We start from the raw sequence: 11,752 nt of genomic DNA, 5'->3' as shown, positions 1-11,752 counted from the left end.
GTGATGCAGAATTTCCATCACGCCTCCACGGGATTCCAGCCTACCAAGAAGAATGGGGTGTTGCCGACCCACGAGCGTGTCGGGTGGCCCACATCTCGTGCACGCCCTAGTTGGGCAAGCCGCCGTCAGAGCTGCGGGAGGTGCCCCACGAACCGCTCTGGCCGGCGGCCTCCTTGGCCAGAGCCAGCACCGTGACGACGCGGCCCGCGGCAACGTCGGTGACGTCAACGGTCGAGACGGTGCTCGACGCATCGCTGTCTCGCACGGCCTTGACGATCCCGCCATCCGTGCTCGACGTGGCCGGCCCAGCGACCACGACGCCCTTGCCCGCGGAGTCGAGGGCACCGGCCATCGCCGCAACGACTGTTCCCTGATCGGCCGAACCTGCCGCCTTTGGCCCGGTGATGATGACAGCGAGCGTCGCCAGCTTGCTCGGGGTCTTGGTCAGCGTGATGAGGTCACCCTCCACGTACGCCGACTGGATCGTCGTGGCGGTCGGATCGAGCGGGGCCGTCTTGGTCGACAGGATCGAACGTCCGAGCGCGGCACCGATGCGCCCGTAGCTGTCACCAGCGGCGGTCACCCCGGCCACGCCGGCACCGGCCTGCTGGGCAACGCCTTCGGCGAACTGCCGATTGGTGGGACTGAGGAGCTTCGACGTCAGCTCGACCTGGCCCGTGACCTCGGCCTCCGCCTGGCCGAGCAGCGTGATCACACTCTTGGCCTCGGCGGCGCTCGCCCCGGGCATCGTGATCACGACGACCGACTGTCCCTTGAGCGAGTCGCTGAACAACGACTGGGACGTCCGCGACGCGTAGGCCGACTCGAACGATGCGACCGCCGGATCGGCCACCGCGGAGGTGGGGTTGTCGGTCCCGCCCAACGAGTCGCCCGCGTCATCGAGAGGACCTGAGCCGAGCGCTATCCCCGCCGCCAGTGCGAGCAGGATCGCCGCGATCGAGACGAGGTGGTAGCGGAAGTTGATCACGAGAAGAATCCTTTGATCCAGTTGCCGAAGTCGCTGATCTGCGAGCCGATCGAGTCGAACCAGTCGTTGCCGACCGGTGTCACGCCGACTGCCGTTGCCACTGCCACGACACCAGCGAGCAGGAGCAGCCAGATCGGCCACAGCGACATCCGGTCTGAGCTGAAATGATGAACGGCCTTGGCGTCCACGATCTTGGAGCCGGCGCGAAGTCGCGAGACGAACATGCGGGCAGCCTCGGTCGGCGCACGGTCGAGGAACTGTGACAGGTCGGCGGGCCCACCCACGTGGATGATGACGGCGGCCTCATTGGTGTCGGCCAGCAGGATCGCGAGATCGTCGTCTGCGCCCGACGACACGAACGTGACGACCTCCTTGCCGTGCTTCTCAAGTCGTTCGGGCATGTCGACCCGGCCCGAGGCGGTCGTCACCACGACCTCGCCCGCGGCGCGGATCGCCTTGTCGGAGAGGTTGTCGAGCGCACCGATCACGATGCGGGGCTGGTAACCCGATTCGAGCAACAGGTCGGCGCCCGCTCCGGCACCGATCAGGATGGGATCGCTGTCATTGATGTAGCGCCGCAGGCCACGGAGGTCGGCGACATCGTCGTGGCCGCGGGAGACCACGACGACCGGGCGACGACGCAGCTTGGTGCGCAGCCTGGGAATCGTGGCGCCGCCGATCAGCATGGCGTGCTCGCGTTGGATGTGGTCAGACGCGTTGGCCGCCAATGAGTCCAGTCGAGTCGCGAGACCTGACTCGGCTGCCGCCAGATCGGTGCTGGTGCGTTCCTGGTCGAGCTCGTCACCGGACGCGACGAGAATCTCGTCCTTGAACACCTTGCCGGCCTCGATACGTACCGTGTCGCCGCTCTTGAGCCGTGAGCCGAGATCCGACTGCGTCACGTCGATCAAGGTGATGCCTGCGTGTGCCAGGGTCTGCGGTCCGACATTGGGGATGCGGCCGGTGCTGGATCGCGACACGTTGATCACCGCGCGGACACGTCGATCGATCAGTGCCTCAGCCTGCTGGCTGTCGAGGTCAGGTAGGTCGACAATCGCGATCTCCCCGGGTCGGAGCGCTGCATGCTCCTTGTCACGGCGGGCGAACCGTACGGTGCCGACGATCCCCTGAGCCTCGGAGGGCGAGGGTGACTTGCGGTTGCGGATGGCCATCGCCGTCCATGCTGCCACGCGCACCCACGGATGATCGGGAGGCGCGGCGAGCGCGTGTGATCAGCCGCGCGCGAGGTCGAGGAGCTCGCGTGCATGGGCCTGGGCGGCAGCCGAGTCCTCCTGGCCGGCGAGCATACGTGCCAGCTCATCGACGCGGCTGTCGTCACCGAGCTCGACCACCGAGCTGCTGGTGATGGTGCCGTCGTCCGCCTTGGTGACCACGAAGTGGTGGTGTGCGAAGGCCGCTACCTGCGGGAGGTGGGTGACGGCGATGACCTGGGCGTGCTCGGCGAGGCGTGCCAGGCGGCGACCCACCTCGACCGCTGCCTTGCCGCCGATGCCGGCGTCGACCTCGTCGAACACCAGGGTCGGGACGGTCGTACGGTCAGCAAGCACCACCTCGAGCGCCAGCATCAGTCGCGACAGCTCACCACCGCTGGCTCCCTTGTGGAGCGGACGAAGGCCGGTCCCGCTGTTGGCGGCGAACTGGAACTCGACCTCATCGATGCCGTGCGCTCCCGGCACGGCATCGTCAGCCGTGGTGACTTGTACGACAAGTCGCGCCGACGGCATCGACAACTGGGCAATCTCGGTGTCGACAAGTCCTGACAGCCGCGCGGCCGCTTCCTTGCGAAGCGTCGACATCACCGTGGCGAGGCGCATCGTCTCAGGCACCAACGCCGCCTGCTCAGCCTCGAGCTCTTCGATCGAGGCGTCGTCGTTGCTGAGCTCGTTGAGCCGGGACGAGCTCTTCTCGGCCCACGCCATCACGTCGTCGAGCGTCGGCCCGTACTTGCGCTGCAGGCCCGACAGGGCTGCGCGCCGCTCCTGGACGTCTGCGAGGCGTTGGGGATCGAGCTCGACTCCGGCCGAGTAGCCCGCCAGCTCGGTGGCGACGTCGTCGAGCAGGATGCCGAGCTCGTGCACCCGCTCCCCCAGCGTGTCGAGGGCCGGGTCGTGACCGGCGGACTCGCGCAACGCATTGGACGCCTCGGCGATCTTGGTGCGCGCGGCCTGGAGGTCACCGTCGCCGGCGAGCGCTCGCTGCGCTTCATCGGCGGCACGGGCGAGAGACTCAGAATGGGCGAGACGACTCTCTTCGGCCTTGAGGGTCTCGTCCTCACGCGGCTCGGGCGCCACCTGCTCGATCTCGTCGAGTCCGAATCTCAGCACGTCGAGCTCACGCGCTCGCTCCTGGGCATGGGTGCGCAGCTCGTTGAGGGTGCGCTCGACCACCCGCCACCGGCGATAGACCGGCTCGTAGGCCTCGCTCGCCGCCAGGAACTCAGCCCCCGCGAATCGGTCGAGAGCGGCCCGCTGCTCTGCGGAACGGAGCAGTCGATGCTGATCGGACTGGCCGTGCACGGCGACGAGCTCGTCGGTGACCTCTGCCAACAGGGCGGCCGGAACCGTTGCACCGCCTGCGAGTGCGCGGGAGCGACCCTGCGACGAAAGGACACGTCCGAGGATCACGACGTCATCGTCGATGCGGCCTCCTGCCTCCTCGACGGCTGCCACCGCAGCGGCACCTGGTGGTACGCCGATGCTGGCTTCGACCCGTGCCTGGTCAGCGCCCTGACGTACGAGCCCGAGGTCTGCGCGGTCACCCCGAAGCAGGCCCAGGGCGGTGACGACCATGGTCTTGCCGGCACCGGTCTCGCCCGTGATGACGGTGAATCCGGAGGACAGCTCAAGCTCAGCGGAGTCGATGACTCCGAGCGAGGACAGACGCAGGTGCTGCCACATCAGGCATCACCGCGTTGTCGGCGCTCGGCGGCGCCACGCCAACCGTTGATCGGAAGGTCGAACTTGCGCACCAGTCGATCGGTGAACACGGCAGGCTGCAGTCGAGCCAGTCGTACGGGGGTCGCACCCTTGCGAACCTCGACGCGCGCGCCGAACGGCAGATCTGCTGCGCGGCGGCCATCACACCACAGCACACCGGTCGACTGCCCGCCGACGATCTCGATCGCCAGCGTCGAGTCGGGCGACACCACCAAGGGACGGGCGAACAGCGCGTGAGCACTGATCGGAACCATCAGGAGTGCAGACACCTCGGGCCACACAATCGGTCCACCGGCGCTGAAGTTGTAGGCGGTCGAGCCGGTCGGCGTGGCACACACGACTCCGTCGCATCCCCAGCGCGACACCGGCCGACCGTCGATCTCGACGACGATTTCCAACATACGCTCGCGGGCGGCCTTCTCGACCGACGCCTCGTTGAGCGCCCAGTTGGTGGCGACGATCTCGCCGCCGACCGTCACGGCCACATCGACCGTCAACCGCTCCTCGACCGTGTAGCTACGGTCGACGATGCCGCGCACCACGTCGTGGAGGTCTTCGGCATCGGCCTCTGCAAGGAACCCCACATGGCCCAGGTTGACGCCAAGCACCGGCGTGTCCGTGCCCCGGCACAGCTCGGCGGCTCGCAGGATCGTCCCATCCCCTCCAAACACGACGGCGAGCTCACACCCCACCGCGGCACCCGGATCGGGCGCCACGACGTCGGTGGCCTCGAGCCCTGCTGCGCGCAGCTGCGCGGCCTCGTTGTCGAGGACGCGTACGTCGAGTCCTCCGGCTCGCAGGTCGGCCGCGAATGTCGCAGCGATCTTGAGCGCCTCGTCGCGTGCGACATGCACCGCGAGCAGGATCGTCCTCATGAGGGTGCCCTCGAGGTGTCGAGTGGCCCCGCCTCCACTACGTCGTGGGCGGCGCCCAGCGTCGGTGCGTCGGCATCGGTGCGGAGCCAGCAGAAGTATTCGACGTTGCCGGCAGGGCCGGGCAGCGGGCTGGGGGCCAACGCACGCGTGCCCCACCCCAGCTCGTGGGCTGAGAGGCAGACCCGGTGCACGGCATCGGCGTGCAACAGCGGGTCGCGAACCACGCCGTTCTTGCCGAGGTTGCTCTTGCCGACCTCGAACTGCGGCTTGATCATCAGCACGATGTCGCCTCCGTCCTCGCACACCCGCGTCAGTGCCGGCATGACCACCGTAAGGGAGATGAACGACAGATCGGACACGACGAGGCTGACCGGTCCACCGATGTCTTGGGGCTCGATGTTGCGGATGTTGGTGCGATCGAACACGTGGACCCGCTCGTCGGACTGCAGCGCCCACACCAGCTGCCCGTATCCGACGTCAACCGCGCACACCTCACGGGCACCCTTGCGGAGCAACACGTCGGTGAATCCACCCGTTGACGCCCCCGCGTCCAGCACCCGACGTCCGTCGATCGACAGCCCCAGCGGCTCGAACACCTCGAGTGCTCCGAGCAGCTTGAACGCGCCGCGCGAGGCGTACGTCGGTTCGGACCCTGTACGCACCACGATGGCCTGATCCGTGGTGACACCGGTCGCAGCCTTCGTCGCCACCGATCCCGCCACTGTCACGACACCGTCACCGATCAGGGTCGCTGCGTGGTCACGTGACTTTGCGAGCCCTCGACGAACGAGCTCGGCATCCAGACGAAGCCGCCGGGTCATGGTGCGGAGCTCACGGGTGCTCCGACGCGTCCCCGTCACGTCCGGCGCTTGCCAGCGACTCACGGAGAGCCTGGTGGATGGCATCGAACTGCTCCGGGTGGTCATTGATGTCGAGGTCGTCGAGCGAGTCGAGCCGCGTGAGTGCCTCGTCGATGCGCGGGTGTCCCGTCAACTCATACACGTCAGGCAGACCCGCCGATGCGTCATCGATCTGCGCGTCGTCAACCTGCAGGTCAGACTGCATTTCGAACTCGCCGGACTCTATGTCGTCAGGAGGCAATTCGGTCATGGCGTCATTGTCCCATCCGCACGCACACGCACACCGGACCGATCGGCGAGTTCCCAGGCGAGTCCCACAGCCGCGCGGAGCGCCGAGGTGTCGTGACGGCCAGCGCCCTCGACCGAGAGCACGCCGCCGACGACCGTCGCCCGAGCACTGCCGCAGAGAGACGCGTCACCGTCGATCACCACCCCGAGGTGTTGTGCGTTGAGTCCTGCCAGGTCAGCCGACACGTAGGTGGGGCGATGCCCGGGCGCCGCATCCATCACGTCCTGCAAGCCGTTGACCCCGGTCAGGACAGCGAGACTGTCGATGCCGACGCCGATGGCTCCGTCGATGTCGGTGTCGAGGCGGTCGCCGACCATCAGAGGTCGCTTGCTGCCGAATCGCTCGATCGTCTCGTCGAACAGCGCCGATTCGGGCTTGCCGGCGACCGTCGGATCGGCACCCGTCGCGTTGCGGACCGCCTGCACGAGCGAGCCGTTGCCGGGAGCCACACCGCGTGCCGTGGGAATGGTCAGGTCAGTGTTGCTGGCGAACCACGGGACCCCGGCCTCAATCGCGTACGCAGCCTCCGCCAGGTCGGTCCACCCGACGTCGGGATGAAAACCCTGCACGACAGCAGCCGGCTCGTCGCCGAGGCTGGACACGCACCTCAGCCCGCGCTCCTCCAGTGGCTGACGAAGTCCTTCTCCTCCGACCAGGAGGACCGCCGACCCGGCAGGTACGGCATCGGCCACGAGGTGTGCCACGGCCTGCGCAGATGTCACGACATCGCGCTCGGTGACCTCCGGCATCTGCAGCTCGCTCAGGTGCCGGGCGATCTCTGCCGCAGTCCGAGACGCATTGTTCGTGATGTAGGCCAGGCGCATGCCCGCCGACCGGGCCCGACGGAGCGAGTCAGCAGCGCCTGGCACTGCGTCGGCGCCGACGTAGACGACACCGTCGAGGTCGAGCATGGCCAGATCATGAATCTCGCTCAGCGGTCGATCCGACGAGCCCAGGTTCATGAGGACGAGGCTACCGCCGGCACCGTGACTCGTTCGCAGGAGTCGAGCTCGACCGTGACACGGCTGATCGGCCCAGCGGGACCGCGAGAGAACCTTCGACGCAGCTCACCGGTCACGACCACCTCCGTTCCTGGTTCGAGCCGCCGCACCGCACGACGCAGCGCCGAGGTCCACGCTGCGCAATCGATCGTGTCAACGGGTTGCTTGGAACGGCGCCGCGCCGCTGCACTGCGGGGAACGATGAGTCGGAAGGAGACGACCTCGTCTCCACTTGGCAGGATGTGGGCTTCGGGGCTGGCAGACACGCGGCCTGCCAAGGTGACGTGGTTGTGTGACGTCTCGTGATTGCTGGTCTGGGTCATGAGACGACGATGCCCCTCGCCAAACGGCGAGGGGCACTGTGCGCTGTGGCTTGTGGACGCCGGGTGAACACCTGCCGGCCTGTGAACTATTCGCCGAGTGCAGCCAGGCGCTCGACGGCGTCGGTCGCCTCGTTGCCGTCGACGGCAACCGTGCGGTGAAACCATTCGATGGCCTCTTCGGTACGACCCGCGTCGAGCAAGGCGTCGGCGTACGCGTAGCGCAACCGAGGCACCCATTCTCCGCGGCCCTTGGTGTGCAACGGCTCGGTCTCGAGCAAGCGGATCGCCGCGTCAAACTGTCCCTGGTCACGTCGCGCACCGGCGACAACGATCGAGAGCTCGACCTGACCGGCGTCGTCGAGATGTGCTCGAACGGCAGGTGTGTCGTACTCGATCGCCTTCTGTGGACGCTTCAGGGCACGCTCACAGTCAGCCATCATCGGCGCGTACATGTAGCTTCCGTTCATGCGCTTGGCGGCCCTGAACTCAGACAACGCCTCGGCGAACTTGCCGCTGGCGTATGCCGTCTCGCCACAGGCTTCGCGGACCAGACCCGTACGCGTGGCACGGGCTCGAGCAGCAAGCGCATGCAGATGTGCCTGCTCGGGGTTCTCGTGGATCAACAGGCCGGCCATCACGAGGTGCCGCGCGACCTTGTCGGCGAGCTTCTCGGGCAGGGCCTGCAGCGCCTGCCGGGCGTACTTGTCGAGATCTTTCGCGCTGACGTCGTCAGGGATCGGTGGTCCGTCGTAGATCTTCTGGGCTGCCGTGCGGTCGCCCTCTTCCTGGCGGCGATCACGACGAGCCTCGTACGGCTTGCCGTCACGACGGGGAGTCTGCGGCTTGCCGTCCCTGCGCTCGGGTCGACTGTCACGACCCTGCCCGGCTCCCTTGCCATCACGGCGCGTCGGATCGCCGGCACCGCGTCGATCTCGGCCCTGACCTGCGGGTTTAGAACCACGCGGTCCCCCGCGACTCGCAGGCTTCCCGCCGTCTCGGCGGGGGTTTCTCGACTCTGCCATGAGCCGATCCTTTCATCGACTGCATTGAATCAACAATGCTTGAGAAATGCAGCAAGGCCGCTCCCGAAGGAGCGGCCTCGCGCTTAATGATTGTCCGGCGGCGTCCTACTCTCCCACACAGTCACCCGTGCAGTACCATCGGCGCTGAATGGCTTAACTTCCGGGTTCGGAATGTTGCCGGGTGTTTCCCATTCGCTATGGCCGCCGAAACTCTATTGAGATATCAACAAAACCTTGGAGCTCTCCTGGCCATCAAAGGCACAGTGGAACTTTTCCGGTTCCCGAACATATCTCGGGAACCTCACAGTGGACGCGGTAGATCTTTGTAAGAAACAAGCCCTCGGCCTATTAGTACCGGTCGGCTCCATGCATTGCTGCACTTCCACCTCCGGCCTATCAACCCAGTGGTCTGCTGGGGGCCTTACCTGGTAAACCAGTGGGAAACCTCATCTTGAAACGCGCTTCCCGCTTAGATGCTTTCAGCGGTTATCGCTTCCGAACGTAGCTAACCAGCAGTGCTCTTGGCAGAACAACTGGCACACCAGAGGTTCGTCCATCCCGGTCCTCTCGTACTAGGGACAGATTTTCTCAAGTTTCCTACGCGCGCGGCGGATAGGGACCGAACTGTCTCACGACGTTCTAAACCCAGCTCGCGTGCCGCTTTAATGGGCGAACAGCCCAACCCTTGGGACCTGCTACGGCCCCAGGATGCGACGAGCCGACATCGAGGTGCCAAACCATCCCGTCGATATGGACTCTTGGGGAAGATCAGCCTGTTATCCCCGGGGTACCTTTTATCCGTTGAGCGACGCCGCTTCCACTTGCCAGCGCCGGATCACTAGTTCCGACTTTCGTCCCTGCTCGAGCTGTCACTCTCACAGTCAAGCTCCCTTGTGCACTTACACTCGAAACCTGATTGCCAACCAGGCTGAGGGAACCTTTGAGCGCCTCCGTTACATTTTAGGAGGCAACCGCCCCAGTTAAACTACCCATCAGGCACTGTCCCTGATCCAGATAATGGACCTAGGTTAGATATCTAGTACAGCCAGAGTGGTATTTCAACGATGACTCCACCTGAACTGGCGTCCAAGCTTCACAGTCTCCCACCTATCCTACACAAACTGAACCAAACACCAATACCAAACTATAGTAAAGGTCCCGGGGTCTTTCCGTCCTGCCGCGCGTAACGAGCATCTTTACTCGTAGTGCAATTTCGCCGAGTCCATGGTTGAGACAGCGCCCAAGTCGTTACTCCATTCGTGCAGGTCGGAACTTACCCGACAAGGAATTTCGCTACCTTAGGATGGTTATAGTTACCACCGCCGTTTACTGGGGCTTAAGTTCTGTGCTTCGCTTGCGCTGACACGTCCCCTTAACCTTCCAGCACCGGGCAGGAGTCAGTCCGTATACGGCGTCTTTCGACTTAGCACGGACCTGTGTTTTTAGTAAACAGTCGCTTGGGCCTGGTCTCTGCGGCCTTCAACGCTTCTCGGAGCAAGTCCGATAACGAATCCGGCCCCCCTTCTCCCGAAGTTACGGGGGCATTTTGCCGAGTTCCTTAACCATGGTTCACTCGATCACCTTAGTATTCTCTACCTGACCACCTGAGTCGGTTTGGGGTACGGGCGGCTCTAGATCTCGCTAGATGCTTTTCTCGGCAGCATAGGATCACTCACTTCGGCTAAAACGCCTCCCCATCAGATCTCAGGCATGTGAATGACGGATTTGCCTATCATTCGCCCTACGTCCTTGGCCCGGGACAACCATCGCCCGGGATGAGCTACCTTCCTGCGTCACACCATTGCTTGCCTACTACTAGATCGGGTCGTGCGCAGCACCGGCTTCGCTCCGAAGAGTCCCGCCAGATTTGGGCACTTAGCATTTCTAGGTTCGGCATGGGCGATCTAATGCCGGTACGGGAATATCAGCCCGTTGTCCATCGACTACGCCTGTCGGCCTCGCCTTAGGTCCCGACTTACCCAGGGAAGATTAGCTTGACCCTGGAACCCTTGGTCATTCGGTGGAGGAGTTTCTCACTCCTCATTCGCTACTCATGCCTGCATTCTCACTCGTGTGGCGTCCACGGCTAGGTCACCCTGCCGCTTCTCTCGCCACACGACGCTCCCCTACCGATCCATGCACCTGGACCACGAAGGCCTGGTTAATACATGAATCCCATAGCTTCGGTGGATAACTTGAGCCCCGCTAAATTGTCGGCGCGGAATTACTTGACCAGTGAGCTATTACGCACTCTTTCAAGGGTGGCTGCTTCTAAGCCAACCTCCTGGTTGTCTCTGCGACTCCACATCCTTTTCCACTTAGTTATCGCTTTGGGACCTTAGCTGATGGTCTGGGCTGTTTCCCTCTCGACAATGGAGCTTATCCCCCACTGTCTCACTGCTGCGCTCTCACTTACCGGCATTCGGAGTTTGGCTGAGTTCAGTAAGCTTGTAGGCCCCCTAGCCCATCCAGTGCTCTACCTCCGGCAAGAAACACGCAACGCTGCACCTAAATGCATTTCGGGGAGAACCAGCTATCACGGAGTTTGATTGGCCTTTCACCCCTATCCACAGGTCATCCCCCCAGTTTTTAACCTAGGTGGGTTCGGTCCTCCACGCGGTCTTACCCGCGCTTCAACCTGCCCATGGATAGATCACTCCGCTTCGGGTCTAGATCCAGCAACTCAATCGCCCTATTCGGACTCGCTTTCGCTACGGCTACGGCTCGACGCCTTAACCTCGCTACTGAACGCTAACTCGCAGGCTCATTCTTCAAAAGGCACGCTGTCACCCTTCACAAGGAAGAGCTCCAACGGATTGTATGCACATGGTTTCAGGTACTATTTCACTCCCCTCCCGGGGTACTTTTCACCTTTCCCTCACGGTACTAGTCCGCTATCGGTCATCGAGGAGTATTTAGGCTTAACGGGTGGTCCCGCTAGATTCACACCGAATTTCAGGGGTTCGGTGTTACTTGGGATGACACAAAAGAGCCATGAGCTTACGTGTACGGGGGTCTCACCCTCTATGCCGCGACTTTCCAGTCGGCTTTCACTTCACTCATGGTTTATGACTCTTTGTCTGCTCGGCAGAACAGACCATGTGGTCCCACAACACCGTAATGACAACGCCTGCCGGCTATCACATCACTACGGTTTAGCCTGGTCCGGTTTCGCTCGCCACTACTACCGGAATCACTTTTGTTTTCTCTTCCTGTGGGTACTGAGATGTTTCACTTCCCCACGTTCCCTCCAAACGCCCTATGTGTTCAGGCGCAGGTAACTGGACTTTCCTCCAGCTGGGTTTCCCCATTCGGACATCCCCGGATCACAGGTTGGTTGTCACCTTCCCGGGGCTTTTCGCAGACTCCAACGTCCTTCATCGGCTCTCGATGCCAAGGCATCCACCATGTGCACTTAGTAGCTTGTTGTTACTACA

Annotated in this window: 9 protein-coding genes and 2 rRNA genes; all 11 read right to left on the bottom strand. The window is 63.7% G+C overall.

Annotated elements, in window-relative coordinates:
- Window positions 1-106 precede the first annotated feature (106 nt).
- Entirely contained in the window at window positions 107-988 is an 882-nt protein-coding gene (locus ABD683_RS16100) for a copper transporter (RefSeq protein ID WP_344771085.1), read from the bottom strand.
- Window positions 985-2,184 carry a putative cytokinetic ring protein SteA gene (gene steA / locus ABD683_RS16095; RefSeq protein ID WP_344771084.1) on the bottom strand — a complete coding sequence of 400 codons (1,200 nt, stop codon included), beginning with the start codon at window positions 2,182-2,184 and terminating at the stop codon, window positions 985-987. The genes ABD683_RS16100 and steA overlap by 4 nt, the downstream gene beginning before the upstream one ends.
- A gap of 36 nt (window positions 2,185-2,220) precedes the next feature.
- A complete protein-coding gene (recN, locus tag ABD683_RS16090; RefSeq protein ID WP_344771083.1) occupies window positions 2,221-3,906 on the bottom strand; it encodes a DNA repair protein RecN in 1,686 nt (561 codons plus the stop codon).
- Entirely contained in the window at window positions 3,906-4,820 is a 915-nt protein-coding gene (locus ABD683_RS16085) for an NAD kinase (protein ID WP_344771082.1), read from the bottom strand. Before ABD683_RS16085 ends, recN begins: the two co-directional genes overlap by 1 nt.
- The gene (locus ABD683_RS16080) at window positions 4,817-5,641 is read right to left on the bottom strand and encodes a TlyA family RNA methyltransferase (protein WP_344771081.1); all 825 of its coding nucleotides are present in this window, start codon (window positions 5,639-5,641) and stop codon (window positions 4,817-4,819) included. The genes ABD683_RS16085 and ABD683_RS16080 overlap by 4 nt, the downstream gene beginning before the upstream one ends.
- A gap of 10 nt (window positions 5,642-5,651) precedes the next feature.
- On the bottom strand, window positions 5,652-5,930 hold the full coding sequence (locus ABD683_RS16075; protein WP_344771080.1) for a hypothetical protein: 279 nt from the start codon (window positions 5,928-5,930) through the stop codon (window positions 5,652-5,654).
- A complete protein-coding gene (locus tag ABD683_RS16070; protein ID WP_344771079.1) occupies window positions 5,927-6,931 on the bottom strand; it encodes an HAD-IIA family hydrolase in 1,005 nt (334 codons plus the stop codon). Before ABD683_RS16070 ends, ABD683_RS16075 begins: the two co-directional genes overlap by 4 nt.
- Window positions 6,928-7,293 carry a single-stranded DNA-binding protein gene (locus tag ABD683_RS16065; protein ID WP_344771078.1) on the bottom strand — a complete coding sequence of 122 codons (366 nt, stop codon included), beginning with the start codon at window positions 7,291-7,293 and terminating at the stop codon, window positions 6,928-6,930. The genes ABD683_RS16070 and ABD683_RS16065 overlap by 4 nt, the downstream gene beginning before the upstream one ends.
- An 86-nt stretch (window positions 7,294-7,379) precedes the next feature.
- Entirely contained in the window at window positions 7,380-8,315 is a 936-nt protein-coding gene (locus tag ABD683_RS16060) for a tetratricopeptide repeat protein (RefSeq protein ID WP_344771077.1), read from the bottom strand.
- A gap of 92 nt (window positions 8,316-8,407) precedes the next feature.
- Window positions 8,408-8,524, bottom strand: a 5S ribosomal RNA gene (gene rrf, locus ABD683_RS16055).
- Window positions 8,525-8,643: 119 nt separating this feature from the next.
- A 23S ribosomal RNA gene (locus tag ABD683_RS16050) occupies window positions 8,644-11,744 on the bottom strand.
- Between the last annotated feature and the right edge of the window lie 8 nt (window positions 11,745-11,752).

It is taken from the genome of Aeromicrobium panaciterrae (assembly GCF_039537165.1).
GTDB classification, from domain to species: domain Bacteria; phylum Actinomycetota; class Actinomycetes; order Propionibacteriales; family Nocardioidaceae; genus Aeromicrobium; species Aeromicrobium panaciterrae.
This window is presented reverse-complemented; position numbering and strand designations above follow the sequence as displayed.

What these genes read in the sequence shown, in the direction of transcription:
- ABD683_RS16075 (WP_344771080.1), bottom strand. Translation starts at nt 5,930, where the DNA reads ATGACCGAATTGCCTCCTGACGACATAGAGTCCGGCGAGTTCGAAATG.
- ABD683_RS16085 (WP_344771082.1), bottom strand. Translation starts at nt 4,820, where the DNA reads ATGAGGACGATCCTGCTCGCGGTGCATGTCGCACGCGACGAGGCGCTC.
- ABD683_RS16060 (WP_344771077.1), bottom strand. Translation starts at nt 8,315, where the DNA reads ATGGCAGAGTCGAGAAACCCCCGCCGAGACGGCGGGAAGCCTGCGAGT.
- ABD683_RS16080 (WP_344771081.1), bottom strand. Translation starts at nt 5,641, where the DNA reads ATGACCCGGCGGCTTCGTCTGGATGCCGAGCTCGTTCGTCGAGGGCTC.
- recN (WP_344771083.1), bottom strand. Translation starts at nt 3,906, where the DNA reads ATGTGGCAGCACCTGCGTCTGTCCTCGCTCGGAGTCATCGACTCCGCT.
- ABD683_RS16065 (WP_344771078.1), bottom strand. Translation starts at nt 7,293, where the DNA reads ATGACCCAGACCAGCAATCACGAGACGTCACACAACCACGTCACCTTG.
- ABD683_RS16070 (WP_344771079.1), bottom strand. Translation starts at nt 6,931, where the DNA reads ATGAACCTGGGCTCGTCGGATCGACCGCTGAGCGAGATTCATGATCTG.